This is a genomic window from Salinibius halmophilus, from assembly GCF_003577475.1.
In the GTDB taxonomy this organism is placed as follows: Bacteria; Pseudomonadota; Gammaproteobacteria; order Pseudomonadales; family Natronospirillaceae; genus Salinibius; species Salinibius halmophilus.
The window spans coordinates 213,243-228,859 of record NZ_QPEP01000007.1; the positions used below are offsets into that span (position 1 = coordinate 213,243).

The window sequence follows — 15,617 nt, forward strand, 5'->3', positions numbered from 1 at the left end:
GCTATGAAAGTTAACATGCCTGAACGTTTTGATTTTAGTGCTTTTCAAAAATTTGAAGAAGTGGAGCAAAGTGTATTGGCGCAAGCCGGTACTGTAAGCCTTGACTTCAGTCATACCATTTACATTGATAGCGCTGCGCTTGGCATGCTGGTACAGCTGCATGAAAAAGCAAGTGCTAATGGTGTGCAGGTTGTGTTGACCAACCTTGCTGGGGCGGTTGAAAAAACGATGAAGATTGCCAATATGGAACGCTTGTTTACCATTCAATAATTCTTTATTGCACCATTCATTAGCTGATTCAGCGTTTGTCACGCTGAATCAATCATTTCTGCAATGTCGATGATATATAGCGATGCATCGTCATCATTTTTACGCCCTTTGCGGTGGCCATTGAAGGCGGTTGCTATGGCATCGCAGGCAACGCGGGCAGAGAGCGTACAGAGCTGGAGAATCTGGTCATCGCCAAAAGGTTCTCCCGCGCTATTTTCTTGTTCGTTTAAGCCGTCCGAATAAACAACGATGTGATCTACTTTTGCCAATGGGTACTTGGTCAACTTAGCCTGCATTACCTTCGAGGGCAAAATGCCAAGTGCCATGTCACTCGATTCAACTTGTTCAATGTTCTCGTCGTGTGTTACTACTAGTGCATCGGGTAAACCACCGTTCCATATGGATACCATTTTCTCATCTGGATCGATTTCGAGCAGTATGGCGGCAATAAATCGATCGGCGGGCGTTTCACGCGTTAGGCGATCGTTAATCGCAATAATGATGTCGTGTGCATTGGCATTGTTGTGCACTAAATCTTGAAACATCGCAGCAGCAGGAAATAATGTAATGGCGGCAGCCAGAGCGTGACCTGTGGCATCGGCAAGCAAGATGAAATAACGCCCATCAGGTGACTGCCGGGAAAGCAATAAGTCGCCACTAAAAGCACTCGCTGATAGGTGAAAGCTGTAAACGCCACTAGCAACAAGCTGGTTCTTGCGTACAAAGTGATTATAAATCGTTAGCGCCATTTGCTCCTCACGCTCGCGTTCAAGTAGCAACTGCTCGAGCGTGGCTTTATTGGCTTGAATTTGATCCTGTGCGGCCTTCCAGCCAAGCATCGCTTTCACTTTGTGAATAAGCAAATCAACGTTAAATGGCTTAATGATGTAGTCTGAAGCGCCAGCATTGAAGCATTCTGCCAAGAAGTCTTGATCATCATCACCACTCACCATAAGCACTGGCAAGGAAGAAGCGCGATTACCAGACAAAAGTTGCGGAAGTAGATTGATCCCTTGACCATCGCCAAGGTGGTTGTCTAGTAAGACTAGGTCTACCGGCTTTTGCTCGTCGATCGCCCGCTTGGCTTCATTGAAACTCGCCATCGCTCTTGTTTCAAGTAGGCTTGATAAGCGCACAGTAAGCGCTTGTTGAATGATAAGCTGGATGGTTGGGTCGTCGTCGACGATCCAAACATGGATGCTTCTATGCTTCGACCATTCTTTGAACAAAGTACTACCCATAAGTTTTAAACTACACTCTTCAGTTTAGACGTTATGTCCTGATTACAAGTACTCGGATTGGATTATTTCTTAGTACTGATGTAAATCAGATGGTCTGAAGTCATTTCCTGTTTCACTGGTACTTTTTTGGGAGGCAAGATGCAAACACATAAAATTGAAGAAGTATGCCAACTACTGCAGGAAGCGTGGCTAGAGTCACCCAACGACAGTCTACTGTCGTTAATTGCTGGCTTTGCTAAATCGGCTAAGCATGAGGGGGCGCTCGATCAACTCTCTGATGATGTGCTGTTTTACCAATTGAAAATGCGCCACCACGCCACGAACGATATGATTCCAGGCATTGCCAAGGATTGTGAGGATGATTTTAAAGCTGCCATATTACGCGCTAGGGGTATTGAAAAAGATGCCTAGCCTAATGGCTTTTATACTCATCAACAAAACTTAAGAAGGGCACTGGACGGTAGTGCAGAAAGCCCTGCACTACCTCGGCCCCTGCATTGGCGACAAAGTCGTTTTGATCTTGTGTTTCGATTCCCTCTACAACTACGCGCTTACCAATGTTTAGAATGATACCAATGATACCAGTTAGAAGGGTGGCGGCATGTTGGGTCTTTTTCAGCTCTAAGATGAATAAACGGTCAATCTTCACCGTTGATATTGGAAGTCTCAACAAATAATTCAACGATGAGTAGCCAGAGCCAAAGTCGTCTAGGTGAATGTCCCAACCGGCATCCGACAGTCGTTGCAAATTGGTCAAAGCAGAGTTGCCTTTTATCAAACAGCCCTCGGTGACCTCTAATGATATTTGCTTGGTGGTGATATGAAAGCGCTCCATAATGCTGGCAAAATCGTCGAGTAGTTCGCCGCGGTCTAGCGACATGGCTGATAGATTAATTGAAACGGGCGGCAGGTCGGGGTGCTGGCGCACTAAACTGCAACTGTGACGTAAAACATACAGATCTAGTTCGTATGCCAGTCCTGAACGTTCGGCAAGTGGCACAAATACACCGGGTGATATATTGCCCAGTATTGGGTGGTGCCACCTGAGTAACACTTCCATCCCCACAACTTTACACTGCTGGCTAATATCAACTTGCGGCTGCACGTAAAGCTCAAGCTCATTACTAGATAATGCACGACGCAGTTCGGATAGTAAGTTTAGTCTTTCAAGACTGCCAGCATCTAGGCTCTCATCGTATGTTGTTGCAGAGCCTCGGCGCTGTTCCTTTGACTTATTTAATGCCACTTCGGCATGGCGAATGAGTGACTCAGGCGTGGTGTCTGCCTGGGTTCCCTCTTGATGAATCGATAAACCTATCGTGACGCCTAGGCGCAATGCATCGCCATTTTCTAAAATTAACGGCTGGTTTGAGCAATGCTCAATTAAACGCTTGATCGGTGGTTGGCCGTGGCCGGGCACGATAACAGCAAATACATCACTGTGCATGCGGGCAATCATTGCATCACTTGGAAAGGCATCCTTGAGTTTATCAGCAAAGCTATTGAGCACACGGTTGCCATACTCAAAACCCAGTGCTTCGGTTATTTCATGGAAATAGTCGATATCCAGTAAGTAGAGCACCGCATGATCATTTGAATCGATCACTTCCGGAATCGCGCGCTCCATTAAACCGTTGCGATTGTAGCAACTCGTTACATCGTCTTTGTAGGCAGTGTCGGCCAGTTGGGTTAGAAACTTCGTGTTCTCGAGCCCTAGCGCGATATTGCTGGCAAAAACTTTCAAAATTTCGTGGTCAACTTTGTCGGTAATATCTTGCTGGCTATGCAAATAAATACAAGCCTGCCACGTAGAAGGCGTATCCAGGTAAAGTGCTATATGATGATCTTCAATAACATGGCTTTTGGTGGTTAATGCACGGTTGATCAGCTGGCGTACCTCTTTTTTTGGAATCTGCTGCAATGGCACGCCAAACAGGTCTCTATAGCCAGTGCTCGTAGCAATTACGCGAAAATCATTGTCAACCTCGCTTAGGTCAACGTGTTTGTGCTGTGTAAGGTACTGAGCCAGCTCGGGAGACGGATTCTTAGGTGCCGAAGACACACAAAAAATACCATCAGAGTTAATGTTAAACAGAGCATTGATTTGCTCTAGCGCACCTTCTGAAAACTTTGCAATCGAGCGCTCCTGAAATAATGTGGAAGCGGAATCAATGATCTTGCGCAAACCCTCGCGCCCAGCCGCGAGGCTAGTTAAATTTTGATAGGCCCGCACAGCCGTATACACCGCACTAAAGAGCTTGGTGCGAGTTAGCTCACTTTTGGTTTTGTAATCATTGACTTCGTAGTCGGTAATGACCGACTCTTCTGGTGCATAGCCGGGTTGGCCTGTGCGCAAAATGATCTGGGTGTGAAAGTTACGCAGGTCATGTCGAATAGCCTTCGCAAGCCCCAAACCGGCTTCAGGTGTCTCCATCACCACATCTAACAAGACGACAGCAATGTCTGAATGCGCCGACAGCAGCGCTAGACCATCTTTTGCTGAATACGCATTGAGAAACTCAAGCTTGCGACCCATGATGTGAGTGTTGGCAAGGGCAAGTTTCGTTGCCTGATGCACGCTTTCCTCATCATCAATAACCGCTACTTTCCATACTTTCTCTGGACTAAGCGCCTGAGGCTCGTCTTCTACAATATTTAAGAAAAAATCCGACATTCAATCGCTACCTGAGTGCTTAACGGCTTGATTCTGATAGGGCTACCTTTAAGGTATAGAACACTGTGAGCGACTTGTCAGGAAATGTCTGGCAACTTAAGCATCGTATTTAAGGAGGTGGGCATTATGAAGATTGTTATGGTGGGTATCGGCGACATCGCTAATAAAGCATGGCTTCCTGCTGTAAATGAACTGACACATTTGGATGCCTGTTTAGTCGTAAGGAAAGCTCAGCATCACGATGCCATACGCCAGCGGTGGCATTTACCAGTGTACCAATCCTTGCAAACGGCAATAGCTGAGCATCGGCCGAACTGGGTAACAATCCATGCCGCTACAAACGCACACTTCGATCTTGCTTATCAGGCGCTCAGTGCTGGTGTATCCGTACTGGTAGACAAGCCGATCGCTACGTCTTTCGAACAAGTACAGACGCTGCAAAACTTAGCCAAGCAGAATAGCTGTTACATCGTTTGTGCTTTTAATCGGCGAACCGCTGACTTGTATCAGCAGCTGAAATCTTTTGGCGGTAATGCCTGGCAAATTAGTAAGCATCGACATAATTTACCGGGCGAGATACAAACGTTTCTATACGACGACTTTATTCATGTGCTAGACACCTTGCTGTGGTGGACAGAGCAGCCTACGTTTATGCAGGTGACGGTTTTACGAGATGATAATAATCGTGTTTTAGACCTTGCAGTGAACTGGTTGCAGTCCGATCAGCGAGTGTTTGGCGAGATGTCTCGCCGCGCTGGGGGTGATCAGGAGTGGGCGCGGGTGGTTGGGGCGAACCGTCTATGCTGGTAGACAACATTCGATCAGGAGAAATTGTAGAAGCGAAGCAGCGCCGGCTAGTGAGCACAGGTGATTGGCAATCTGTTGCGAGTCAACGTGGCTTTGTGCAATTATTAGAAATGTTAAGCCATGCTGGTGATTGGATTGAAAAGTGGCGAATGTGCGACTTAATGACTCACTATTGGCTGAGTGAGATTGAAAGAGAATTACTTTGTAATGATGCTCAACACTACCAATTTACTATAACGAAGGAAGTTTTATCTTGAAACGTGCTTTGATTGCGGCTATCGCTGCCTTGGCGTGGTCGCCGCTGTTAGCGCAACCAGCTTCTCCTGAAGTGGTGAGCGAGTTCTGCCAGCAAGTTGATGACCGACTTGCGAGTGTTGATTATAAAATGTGCACGGACTTGCAACTAGATACCTTGCTGGGCGAGTCAGTTGAGGGAAGACCAATACTAGGGCGCCAATTTGAAGCGAGTAAAGATGACGCAATCAAGGTACTCTTTCTTGGTGGCATACATGGTGATGAGTTGTCATCGGTGAGTATCACCTATATTTGGATGGACACTTTGCGTCAGTACCACTCGGGCAATTTTGACTGGTGGGTCGTGCCAGTCGTCAACCCGGATGGACTTTTGCGGCAAGAGAACGGCCGTTATCAGTCGTCGCGCTGGAATGCTAATGAAGTTGATCTAAATCGGAATTTTCTCCCTTCCAATGACGACTATCTTGCTAGTGAGTACCGTGATCAGCAAAAAGCACAGCGCCCACGCTACTATCCAGGGCCAGAAGCGGTGAGTGAGCCGGAGTCGAAACTGGTTGACCGCATGATTTTGGGTTATCGGCCCGATATTATTTTTAGTGTCCACGCACCACATGGCATTATTGACTTTGACGGCAGTACCGCACCACCGCCGCCACGCAGCTTCGGGTCATTAAGTCATAGGGCCTTGGGAACTTTCCCAGGCTCGCTTGGCGACTTTGCTTGGAACCGTATGGGCATTCCTGTTGTGACCATAGAGTTGGCGAGCGCAGGCTCTATGCCTACTCAGAGCGATATCGACCAAATGTGGCGTGATATTGTGCGCTACTTGTATCAGTTCGACCGTAATCGCAACCAATAGTACCTGCTATTAACGCTGACTAACTCGAATAGACTTGGTTGGTCGGCGTCCTATTTGTCCACCAATATGCTGATACTTTTCCCTTACCATTGCGCGCTCGTGCGTCTTGCGTTCCATAATTCTTTGTCGGTAGAAGAAGTTTTTCATTTTGTTACCTAAAGTCGATTCATGGGCGAAATATGTTTTATTTTGTCTCTATCAGTGTTAAAAATATATTGTTTTGCGTAATTTGATGTAATTTTGGCGGCTTGGTCTACAGTAAATTACAAGTGCATTAACAGTAAAGCTGCGCTCAAAGGCAGTTGTTAAGCAAGAAATATATTTTTTTCTTCATTTTTGTACACGAATGTGTCGCAAGCGTCTAAAGTTGTAAAAGGACGCATAATTTGGAACGGCAATATGGTTAGCTCGCTAGGACAAAATTCACGTATCTTGTTAGTCGATGACAACGAATCTGAAACTCAGGCATTGGTCGACCATCTTGAGCAACACGGTTTTATTGTGTCGCGTGAAACCAATGGTGCGACAGCCTTGTTACGAATACGTGACGAGCGCCCAGACCTGGTATTGCTTGAACTCGACTTACCAGGCGAAAACGGTTTAACCGTTTGTAAACTCTGCCGCCAGCATTATGCTGGTCCGGTTGTATTTCTAACCCATAAGGCAGATGAGTTGGACCAAGTTCTTGGGCTTGATATGGGAGCCGATGACTACATTTGCAAGTCGGTTGGCCCGCGCCTTGTGCAAGCCCGCGTTTCTGCCTTGCTGCGCCGCTCTGCGCGCTTAAACCGTCGCCAGACGGAAGCCGATAAACTACGGCTGACCTTTGATGACCTCACCATAGATTATGGCATGAGAGAGGTGTGGTTAGGGGGTGAGAACGTTGATATGACGTCGGCCGAGTTCGATTTGCTGTGGCTACTGGCTAGTAATGCCGGCACTATCCTGACTCGTGAAGAAATTTTCCATAAGCTGCGTGGCATAGACTACGACGGGCAAGACCGCTCGGTAGATGTTCGAGTATCCAGAATTCGCCCTAAAGTTGGCGATGATCCAATTCACCCACGACGAATTAAAACTGTTCGCTCGCGGGGTTATTTGTTCTGCGCCGATATTAATCAAGGTGTGTAATAAAGGTTGGAGAAAGGGCGCAGTTAGCGCCCTTTTTTACTTTTGAATGTAGGGCGCTTGAGCGTGTAAAATTTTGAACCCTGATTCCCTAGCAATGGGTTTTACCATTTTAAAGTAATGATTCAGCGTTTCTTCATAGGCTAAGAACTCATTGGCAACGGCCCATAGCTGACCTTTTAAATGCATAAGTTTTGCCATATCCGATAAGAATGCCTTGCTCATATCTATGTTGGTCCGCAAGCCTTCATGAAATGGCGGATTCGTAACGATATGGCGAAAACGGGCTTTAGGATGATTGCGCAAGCCATTGCGGGCAACAATGGTGATGTTGCTCAGTTCGTTTTGCTCTGCATTCCGCCGCGCCGACAAAACCGCCATTAAACTATTATCAACCAGCGTCAGATTTGCATCAGGACTTTGTTTGGCTACTGATAAGCCTATTACCCCACAGCCACAGCCAAAGTCCATTACGTCGCCTGCTAACGTTGGCAAGCTTGCCAGTAGTAGGCTGGTACCCTTGTCGAGTTTATTGGCACTAAACACACCGGGTAGGGTAGATATACGTAGCGAATCAATCGACCAAGATTGCCACCAATCATCCAGATTAAACTCGCCATGAGTGCCGTCAATACGTAACAACGAGCAGTGATTAGCGCTTTCTAATTTATCAGCAGATAACTCAGATTCTTTTAATCGTTTGGCAACTGATTTAATGCCACCCTTATTGCTACCAATGACCAAAAGCTCACCGTCTGGCGCTAATAATGAGCCGGCAAAGGCTACTAGCAGCTCGCCTAATCGTTTGGCTTTCGGCCAGTCAATGATAATGCGTTGATAGGTTTGGCGAATATCAAAACTGAAATAGCTTGTGCGCCCTAGTTGTTTGGCATGTTCATGATTGTGCTGATGCAAGGCCATTACATCAAAGTTGCCCGCTAGGTTTACCAAGCCCTCTGCATCTTCATCAAGAATCAGTAGGGTTTGATCACTCGCTAGCCATTCGGGAAAACGGCAGAGAAATTCGAACGTTTGTTTCACGATTGTGGCTCACTATTCATCACAACGGTTTGCTGATTCATCGTTAAATAAAAGCAGCTGCGGCGGTTGGTGTGACAAGCAGGGCCGGTTTGATCGATAAGCGCCAGAATGGCATCACCATCACAGTCTAATCTTAGTTCATGTAGGTGCTGGGCATGGCCAGAGGACTCACCTTTGCGCCAATAGCTTTGTCGTGATCGAGACCAGTAGCACATGCGCCCGGTGGACAGTGTTTCTAGTATGGCTTCTCTATTTGCCCAAGCCATCATCAATACTTCTTTGGTGTCGAATTGTTGGGCAATAACGGGTACCAGGCCATCGTCGTTGAATTTGACTTGATCTAAAATCTCGGACAACGGCCACTGTGCGCCAAGTTTGGCTGTTTCTATCGCTTTCATGATGCGCTCCTATCTTGGCGCGCATCATAGCAGGAGTGACTATACGGCGCTAATCTTTGCCTTCATGTTGCTCAAGGTTTTGCAACTGGATGTTTAGCGCATAACCCGATTGCAAAATTTCGACCAAGCTAATGCAAAGTGAAACAAACAGCATAACAATGCTGGCAGTTAGAATAACGAATCCAGTCTGTGTCCAGCCGATCAACAGCGCTGCCATGGAGGCCGTGCAGGCCATAAATGCGCCCACACCAAAAGCCTGCATCATGCGAATGAGAAAAATACGGCCCCGCAGGTGCAGCAGTTGTTTCTCTAGATTCTTAATACCCTCTTCGCTTTCGTTTAACTGTTTGTATAGCGAGCGAATGAGTTGACCAATGGTTAAAAACCGGTTGGTGTAGGCCAATAGCAACAAAGAAATGGCAGGAAAAATCAGTGCAGGGGTGCTTATGTTTAACGATTCAACCACGTTTGGGTCGATTTGCATGAGTTGCTCCTCTAGTGAAAACGGCTCGAGCTAAATAGGTGGCCAAGCCAATACCAATAATAATGGAACCTAAGAGGGTGAATGTTGGCATAGATTCACCATTCAATGTATTGCCTAAGATCACGGCAAACACAGGTGAAATTAAAGTGATCATGCCAACTTGTACGGCACTTAGGTGTTGTAGGGCAGTAAAATAGGCGTAAAAGCCAACCACCGAACCAATAGCGGCTAAGTACAGGGTGGCCAAAATTGCCCGAGTACCTAGTTCACCTTGCCACTGACCGGCAAGGCTTGTGTTGAAGCTAAACCCTATTACTACTACCAGTAGCGTGCCAGTGAGTTGCTGCATAGGGTGTAGTGGTGTGCTCGCGAGTTTTTTGATTAATACTGCGCCAAGCGCTTGTAAGCTCACGCCAAATACAATTAATAAAATCCAAGGCGCTTGTTTTGGGGAAACCTGTAACTCGCTAGCGAATACGAAAGCAAGGCCTAGCGAGGCAATGAATAGCCCAGCAATGCCAAACTTTGACGTGCGCTGCGATAAAATTGGCCAGGATAATGCTGCTGCGAGCATGGGAATAAGACCATGAATCACAGCAACTAACCCCGAAGACACGGCATGAGAGGCGACGTATACACAAGTCATTGTGCCATAAATACCCAATGACCCTGCCATATATTTAATGATTGCAGCGCGTGTCAGTACCAAGGGCAAACGTAAGGCTTTTAAGGATGCATATGAAAGCAGAAACCCGATGGCCATGCGCAACCATGCAGCAAACTGGCTGCTGCCATCCGCCACACTCCAATTGATGGCTAATGGTGTGGTGGACCAAACGATTACGACGATGAAAAATGCGACGACGGCGCTGCGCATACTAAGCCATATCTGGGGAAATAGGGCGCTATTGTGAGCTTTTTTTACTAAATGGCAAGGAACGTAAGTGGTTAGATTAGAAAATTCGTGGCAAGGCTCCTAGAAGAACGCTCCTACTAGTAGAAGCGTTCTTCGCAGAGGCGGTTAGACTTTAGCAGGTACTTTATCGAGCTGCCAAATATTGTCGCAATAGTCCTGAATAGAGCGATCAGAGCTAAATTTGCCGAGCATTGCTGTGTTCAGCATCGCTTTTTCAGCCCAAAGTGCCGTATCTTGGAACCATTCATCCGCTTTTTGCTGCGCTTGGCGGTAACTGCGATAGTCTGCTAACACCTTGTAGCCATCGTCGTGGATTAAGTTCTGTTTAATATCACTCAATGCGCCTGGTTGCTCCGGTGTGAAAAAGCCTGTATCGAGCCAATCTAGAATGCTTTTTAGCTCTTCGTCTTTTTCGTATATGCCGTATGGGTGGTAGCCATCACGGTTTAGTGCTTTCACCTCGTCGACGGTCAGGCCAAAGATCAAGCAGTTGTCTTCGCCAACTTCTTCGGCGATTTCTATATTAGCGCCATCTAGGGTGCCAATAGTGATGGCGCCGTTGAGGGCTAACTTCATGTTGCCTGTGCCCGAGGCTTCTTTACCAGCCGTGGAAATTTGCTCTGACAAGTCAGCGGCAGGGATCATTTTTTCAGCCAAGCTCACTCGGTAGTTCGGCATAAACACAACTTTCAGTTTATCGCCTACCAGAGGGTCATTATTGATTTTTTCTGCCACACGATTAATCGCATAGATAATGGTTTTGGCAAAGTGATAACCGGGTGCGGCTTTAGCGCCAAAAATGAACACGCGCGGCACCCGTGGTTTGGCTGGGTCGAGTAGAATCTCGCGGTACATCGCAAGAATGTTCAGCAAGTTAAGGTGTTGGCGTTTATATTCATGTAAGCGCTTAATTTGCACGTCGAACAGGGCATCTGGGCTAACTTTAATGCCCATCTCTTTAAAAATGGCATCAGCTAAGCGCTGTTTATTATTGCGCTTAATCGCCATATATTGCTTTTGCGCAGTTTTGTTCTTCGCTTTGGCTGCTAGCTTACTTAGTTGTGGCAGGTCGGCAAGCCAGCCTTCGCCAATTTGCTTATCAATAAATGCAGCCAGCTCAGGGTTGCAGCTTGCAATCCAACGCCTTGGGGTGACGCCGTTGGTAACATTGGTAAATTTGCCCGGCCACAGCTCGTTCATTTCTGGGAACAAGTCGGTTTTAACCAGCTGCGAGTGGATCTGTGCCACACCGTTTACTTTAAAGCTGCCGACAGCACTCAAATGACCCATGCGCACGAGTTTTGGCTCACCCTCGGCGATAATCGACAGTTTTGCCAATTTTTCAACATCACCTGGCCACTTTTGCGCCACTTCGTTCATTAAGAACCTGTGGTTGATTTCAAAGATGATCTCCATATGGCGCGGCAATACGCGCGATATTAAATCCACAGACCAAGTTTCAAGGGCTTCTGGTAGCAGGGTATGGTTGGTGTAGGCAAATACTTTGCGACAGATACCAAAGGCATGATCCCAGTCTAAGCCTTCTTCATCGATTAAAGTGCGCATTAATTCAGGCACGGCAATGGCTGGGTGAGTGTCGTTAAGCTGCACGACTAATTGTTCTGGTAGCTCGTCTAAGTCGGTACGCGTGCGCTTAAAGCGGCGCAGAATATCTTTTAATGAGCAAGCACAGAAGAAATACTGTTGGATTAAGCGCAGCTCTTTACCGGCTTCGGTTTCATCATTTGGGTAAAGTACTTTAGAAACGGTTTCGGCTTCGAGGTTTTCACGATGCGCATCAACATAACCACCTGCGTTAAATACGTCGAAGTTAAAATGTTTCGACGCCCGTGACTCCCACAAGCGCAGAATGTTAACGTTTTTACCACCAAGGCCTACAACAGGTACATCCCACGGAACACCTTGCAACATACGGCCCGGGTGCCAAACCTTGTGCATTTTACCCTTGCTGTCGTAGGTGGTTTCTACCCAGCCATAAAGGGGAACTTCTTGTACCGATTCAGGCCGGCAGATTTCCCAAGGGTTGCCGAACTCGCGCCAAGTATCTGGTCGTTCAACCTGTCGACCTTTGTGAAACTCTTGGCGGAACAACCCATGCTCATAGTGAATGCCATAACCAACGGCAGGCATATTAAGTGTAGCGAGTGAGTCGAGGAAGCACGCGGCTAAACGACCCAAACCACCGTTGCCAAGTGCCATGTCAGGCTCTTCTTCTAGAATGTCTGTCAGCTCAACGCCAAGTTGTTTTAAGCCCGCTTCGGCAATGCCAAATAATTCTAAATTATGTAGGTTGTTCGATAATAAACGACCCATCAGAAACTCAAGCGATAGGTAAGCCACTGAGCGAGTGTCCTTGGTCGCATGAGTCTTGCGGGTATTGGATACACCTTCAAAAACCAGTTCGTTTACTGCCGCGCAGGTGGCTAACCACCAAGCATGTGAGCTGGCTTTTTCTTCATAGGTGCCCAATGACGCGCGCAATTGATGCACGACCATGTCGCGAAAGCGCTCTGGGGTAATGGTTGAATCAGCTTTTTTTGTCGTTGCCATGGTTAGCGGTCCTCTTGAGGCTGACAAACAGTCATATTATCAATTTCAATAAAAGCATAACTTGCACCGGGTAGGTTGATCGTCTGATCAACGGGCTGCCAAGGAATATCATTGGCAAGCGACGAAACAGATACGGTTCGGTTATGAATGGTGACAAATTGGTCGCTATAACGATTAGCGTTAATCAATAGCCAGCGGCTGCCTTGCTCGATGTGGAGGGTTTGTGGCTTGTCATCCATATTAATCACTAGCAGCATAGCCTGTTTTGCCAACTTTGCATGGCAATGCGCAAAGACTCTGGTGCTGCGATTTGGTGTCATATTGGTGTTGAGTACTTCCTCACCCATGAGTTGGTTGAATAGCAGGGTGGCGTAGTAATCAGGCCGTGCTCGATACTGCTCATCCATCAAGGCGTAATCAGACCCTAATAGTGACTGGCGTATGATTCTATGGTTGCCCGTTCTTGCCATTAAACCCGTGTGTGAAAGCCACCAAAGTGCCGAGCCGGCGCGGTCGGTAACACCTGCTTGGCCGCCACACTGAGCCGGGCCTGTCTCCCCTAGCCAAACCTCGCTGCCTTGATTCCAGCGTTGAATTTTTTCCGCCATCGCCTTGCTCTGTTTGAACAAATCGAGGGACTTGAGGTGACGTTGGAACGCGTTCTGAGTTGCAACACCACAGCGTACGGACTGGGTAGGGTAAAAATGCCAAGTGAAAATATCTGGCTGCAGTGCGAAAAGGTCTTGGCTAGAGCCAAATAAAAAAGCGCCGGGTTCACCAAGGTATGGCCAGAAGGCATTGGCAGGGCCGGCAAGTCGATGTGATCGGTCAGCCAATAGCGTGTCTGCTTTGGCATAATCAAGCATATATTGGTCAAAATGGGCTTGCTGGCGCCAACCAAAGAATATCCAGTGTGCGTTGAACTCATTGCCTAGTTCAAAGTCTACGTTTGCGCCCTGAGGCGTCCAGTTGAGCAAGCGCTCAAATTGCTCACTCTGCCATCTGTGTTGGTCGTCTCGTGTGGCGGGGCCGGCATTGGCGCTAAATAAAATGCGTGAGTTAGTTGCATTGCCAAGGTCAAGAATTTGCTGCCATTGCTCGCTTGTAAGATGGCTGTCGAACCCTGGCGCAACGTACTCACCAAGATATAGCTTGTCGGCTTCTGTGCCACCAATGCGCAGCAAGTCGGTACCTGTTTGGGTAATGGCTTGTATGAGGCGAGGGTCGGTTAAATCTAGTGGCGAGCGATTAGAGCGGGTGCCTAACCCATCCCACCATTCGCCACCAACAACCAGAGCGGTATCAATGGCAAGGCCAATATAAGGGGCATGAACGGTGTCGACAATCGTGTTGTCTAGTGCAATGGTGACGTCGCGCTTTGGCCCTGAAGCCGCAAGCGCGACTAAAACAAACATTGCCAGAATCCAAAGTCTGTTGTTGCGTAGAATCATAATTGTTGTGTCGTCGCACGGCTTGGCGGCATGTTTAATTGAGACTGACATGAGTTAATGACAGTTGTGAGAAGCCTAGCCTCTGTGAGCAGATTTGGGCTTTCTAAATAAACTTTTTCCGCTATGATGGCAAAAACGCGTACGAAACTAGGACGATCAATGACTCAGACAATTGCTATTATTGGTGGCACCGGGTTGACCGAACTCAATGGCTTGACCATGCATGATGTGCACGATATGCACACCCCATACGGTGCCGTATCTACACCAATCCTGGAAGGTAGCTTTGGTGGTGCTCGGCTGTTGTTTTTGTCACGCCATGGCCGGCCACACAAAATACCACCGCACAAAATTAACTACCGTGCCAACGTTTGGGCGCTAAAAGAGTTAGGCACAACCGATGTGATTGCGGTTAATGCGGTTGGCGGTATTACTTCTCGCATGGCAACGCGTGCAATCTGTATCCCAGATCAAATTATCGACTACACCTACGACCGCGATCATACCTTTTATGATGGTAGTGATGGCAAGGTCGTGCACGTTGATTTGAGCTATCCATACACCGAGGCGCTGCGCAGCCAGTTAGTCGAAGCGGCACGCTTAGCTGGGTTGCCGGCAATCAATGGCGGCGTTTATGGCGCTACGCAAGGCCCGCGCTTAGAGACTGCAGCCGAAGTGACGCGCATGGAGCGCGATGGTTGCGATATCGTAGGTATGACCGGTATGCCAGAAGCGGCACTAGCACGCGAGTTGAAAATGGGCTATGCCTGTTTGTCGTTAGTGGTGAACCCAGCCGCTGGTAAAAGCAAAGGGGTGATTACCATCAAAGAAATCGAAGCGGCCTTGGCGTCTGGCATGACAGATGTGCGCGCCATTTTGGCAGCTTATATGGAGCGCTTCGCGGGTAAATAATGCTTGGCAATCGCTGGTAAAAAAGGGCTCATTGCGAGCCCTTTTTTTGTTTGCCCAGCGAAGCTGGCAAACCCGTCAGGTTGCAAGAAACCTGAATCACCCCGACCAAGGGGAAGATAATCCGACTGGCAAGGGCGTTGCTGGCCAACGGCAGGGTCTGAAGGAAGCCATAGGAAGTAAAGTGTACACAGCGAAAGCGAACCTGATTCGGCAAGCTAGGTGGGTAAGCATGCGAAAAGTTGCGAAGCCCGATACTTGGTCAAACCTAGCTTGTGCTTGAGGGTGGCATACTTTGCAGGGAGTCAGTGCAGTAACTGGGGAAGCCTGGCACTTTGCCTAGCACTAGGCATCATCATAGCAAGAGGCGACTCAAGCATGGTGTGAGTGTGAGGTGGCAGATGAATCCGTAGTAGTGTCGAAATCTTGGCCTGTAAAGCCCAGTAATGGTGTGGAGGACAAAACCAAGACGACCATTAGCAATGCGTCTAATGGAGGGCTTGTGCATCAAAAGTGCATCAGTTCTGCGAAGGGAGGAAGCATACTTTAACGACTGTTGCGCATGATGGTCATTGAGGTTGGTACACAAACCGAGTCGCGTTCGGCGTCTTTA

Annotated in this window: 15 protein-coding genes; 7 read left to right on the top strand and 8 right to left on the bottom strand. The window is 47.8% G+C overall.

Features of this window, described 5'->3' with window-relative positions:
* Positions 1-3: 3 nt before the first annotated feature.
* On the top strand, positions 4-270 hold the full coding sequence (locus DUW71_RS09965; RefSeq protein ID WP_119395105.1) for an STAS domain-containing protein: 267 nt from the start codon (positions 4-6) through the stop codon (positions 268-270).
* Between the two features lie 38 nt (positions 271-308).
* Here the strand turns inward: DUW71_RS09965 and DUW71_RS09970 are convergent, their stop codons facing one another.
* Complete coding sequence (locus DUW71_RS09970) at positions 309-1,511, bottom strand: PP2C family protein-serine/threonine phosphatase (RefSeq protein WP_119395106.1); 1,203 nt, start codon at positions 1,509-1,511, stop codon at positions 309-311.
* A 138-nt stretch (positions 1,512-1,649) separates the two neighbouring features.
* Here DUW71_RS09970 and DUW71_RS09975 point away from each other — a divergent pair, with 138 nt between their 5' ends.
* Positions 1,650-1,922 carry a DUF1040 family protein gene (locus tag DUW71_RS09975; protein ID WP_119395107.1) on the top strand — a complete coding sequence of 91 codons (273 nt, stop codon included), beginning with the start codon at positions 1,650-1,652 and terminating at the stop codon, positions 1,920-1,922.
* Between the two features lies 1 nt (position 1,923).
* Here the strand turns inward: DUW71_RS09975 and DUW71_RS09980 are convergent, their stop codons facing one another.
* Entirely contained in the window at positions 1,924-4,185 is a 2,262-nt protein-coding gene (locus tag DUW71_RS09980; RefSeq protein ID WP_119395108.1) for a two-component system response regulator, read from the bottom strand.
* Between the two features lie 126 nt (positions 4,186-4,311).
* Here DUW71_RS09980 and DUW71_RS09985 point away from each other — a divergent pair, with 126 nt between their 5' ends.
* The 4 genes from DUW71_RS09985 to DUW71_RS10000 all read left to right on the top strand — a co-directional run bounded on the left by DUW71_RS09985 (position 4,312) and on the right by DUW71_RS10000 (position 7,237).
* A complete protein-coding gene (locus DUW71_RS09985) occupies positions 4,312-4,995 on the top strand; it encodes a Gfo/Idh/MocA family protein (RefSeq protein WP_158583965.1) in 684 nt (227 codons plus the stop codon).
* Positions 4,986-5,249: a hypothetical protein gene (locus DUW71_RS09990; RefSeq protein ID WP_119395110.1), complete on the top strand. Its 264-nt coding sequence runs from the start codon at positions 4,986-4,988 to the stop codon at positions 5,247-5,249. Before DUW71_RS09985 ends, DUW71_RS09990 begins: the two co-directional genes overlap by 10 nt.
* Positions 5,246-6,106 (top strand): M14 family zinc carboxypeptidase, encoded by an 861-nt coding sequence (locus tag DUW71_RS09995; RefSeq protein WP_119395111.1) that lies wholly within the window; start codon positions 5,246-5,248, stop codon positions 6,104-6,106. Before DUW71_RS09990 ends, DUW71_RS09995 begins: the two co-directional genes overlap by 4 nt.
* 399 nt (positions 6,107-6,505) lie before the next feature.
* Positions 6,506-7,237, top strand: coding sequence for a response regulator transcription factor (locus DUW71_RS10000; RefSeq protein ID WP_119395112.1), 732 nt, complete (start codon positions 6,506-6,508; stop codon positions 7,235-7,237).
* Between the two features lie 36 nt (positions 7,238-7,273).
* Here the strand turns inward: DUW71_RS10000 and DUW71_RS10005 are convergent, their stop codons facing one another.
* The 6 genes from DUW71_RS10005 to DUW71_RS10030 form a co-directional block, all read right to left on the bottom strand.
* Positions 7,274-8,275 (bottom strand): class I SAM-dependent methyltransferase, encoded by a 1,002-nt coding sequence (locus tag DUW71_RS10005; RefSeq protein ID WP_119395113.1) that lies wholly within the window; start codon positions 8,273-8,275, stop codon positions 7,274-7,276.
* Positions 8,272-8,673: a phosphoribosyl-AMP cyclohydrolase gene (hisI, locus tag DUW71_RS10010; RefSeq protein WP_119395114.1), complete on the bottom strand. Its 402-nt coding sequence runs from the start codon at positions 8,671-8,673 to the stop codon at positions 8,272-8,274. Before hisI ends, DUW71_RS10005 begins: the two co-directional genes overlap by 4 nt.
* Positions 8,674-8,722: 49 nt before the next feature.
* Positions 8,723-9,157, bottom strand: a complete 435-nt coding sequence (locus DUW71_RS10015; protein ID WP_119395115.1) for a DUF2721 domain-containing protein — start codon at positions 9,155-9,157, stop codon at positions 8,723-8,725.
* Positions 9,132-10,034: a DMT family transporter gene (locus DUW71_RS10020; protein ID WP_119395116.1), complete on the bottom strand. Its 903-nt coding sequence runs from the start codon at positions 10,032-10,034 to the stop codon at positions 9,132-9,134. Before DUW71_RS10020 ends, DUW71_RS10015 begins: the two co-directional genes overlap by 26 nt.
* Positions 10,035-10,178: 144 nt before the next feature.
* The gene (locus DUW71_RS10025) at positions 10,179-12,644 is read right to left on the bottom strand and encodes a glycogen/starch/alpha-glucan phosphorylase (RefSeq protein WP_119395117.1); all 2,466 of its coding nucleotides are present in this window, start codon (positions 12,642-12,644) and stop codon (positions 10,179-10,181) included.
* A 2-nt stretch (positions 12,645-12,646) separates the two neighbouring features.
* Entirely contained in the window at positions 12,647-14,059 is a 1,413-nt protein-coding gene (locus DUW71_RS10030) for a glycosyl hydrolase family 79 N-terminal domain-containing protein (RefSeq protein WP_158583967.1), read from the bottom strand.
* A 195-nt stretch (positions 14,060-14,254) separates the two neighbouring features.
* Between DUW71_RS10030 and DUW71_RS10035 the strand changes: the two genes are divergently transcribed.
* Positions 14,255-15,007, top strand: a complete 753-nt coding sequence (locus DUW71_RS10035; RefSeq protein ID WP_119395119.1) for an S-methyl-5'-thioinosine phosphorylase — start codon at positions 14,255-14,257, stop codon at positions 15,005-15,007.
* Positions 15,008-15,617: the final 610 nt, after the last annotated feature.

What these genes read in the sequence shown, in the direction of transcription:
- DUW71_RS09980 (WP_119395108.1), bottom strand. Translation starts at nt 4,185, where the DNA reads ATGTCGGATTTTTTCTTAAATATTGTAGAAGACGAGCCTCAGGCGCTT.
- DUW71_RS10020 (WP_119395116.1), bottom strand. Translation starts at nt 10,034, where the DNA reads ATGCGCAGCGCCGTCGTCGCATTTTTCATCGTCGTAATCGTTTGGTCC.
- hisI (WP_119395114.1), bottom strand. Translation starts at nt 8,673, where the DNA reads ATGAAAGCGATAGAAACAGCCAAACTTGGCGCACAGTGGCCGTTGTCC.
- DUW71_RS09970 (WP_119395106.1), bottom strand. Translation starts at nt 1,511, where the DNA reads ATGGGTAGTACTTTGTTCAAAGAATGGTCGAAGCATAGAAGCATCCAT.
- DUW71_RS09975 (WP_119395107.1), top strand. Translation starts at nt 1,650, where the DNA reads ATGCAAACACATAAAATTGAAGAAGTATGCCAACTACTGCAGGAAGCG.
- DUW71_RS09965 (WP_119395105.1), top strand. Translation starts at nt 4, where the DNA reads ATGAAAGTTAACATGCCTGAACGTTTTGATTTTAGTGCTTTTCAAAAA.
- DUW71_RS09985 (WP_158583965.1), top strand. Translation starts at nt 4,312, where the DNA reads ATGAAGATTGTTATGGTGGGTATCGGCGACATCGCTAATAAAGCATGG.
- DUW71_RS09990 (WP_119395110.1), top strand. Translation starts at nt 4,986, where the DNA reads ATGCTGGTAGACAACATTCGATCAGGAGAAATTGTAGAAGCGAAGCAG.
- DUW71_RS10025 (WP_119395117.1), bottom strand. Translation starts at nt 12,644, where the DNA reads ATGGCAACGACAAAAAAAGCTGATTCAACCATTACCCCAGAGCGCTTT.
- DUW71_RS10030 (WP_158583967.1), bottom strand. Translation starts at nt 14,059, where the DNA reads ATGTTTGTTTTAGTCGCGCTTGCGGCTTCAGGGCCAAAGCGCGACGTC.
- DUW71_RS10000 (WP_119395112.1), top strand. Translation starts at nt 6,506, where the DNA reads ATGGTTAGCTCGCTAGGACAAAATTCACGTATCTTGTTAGTCGATGAC.
- DUW71_RS10035 (WP_119395119.1), top strand. Translation starts at nt 14,255, where the DNA reads ATGACTCAGACAATTGCTATTATTGGTGGCACCGGGTTGACCGAACTC.
- DUW71_RS10015 (WP_119395115.1), bottom strand. Translation starts at nt 9,157, where the DNA reads ATGCAAATCGACCCAAACGTGGTTGAATCGTTAAACATAAGCACCCCT.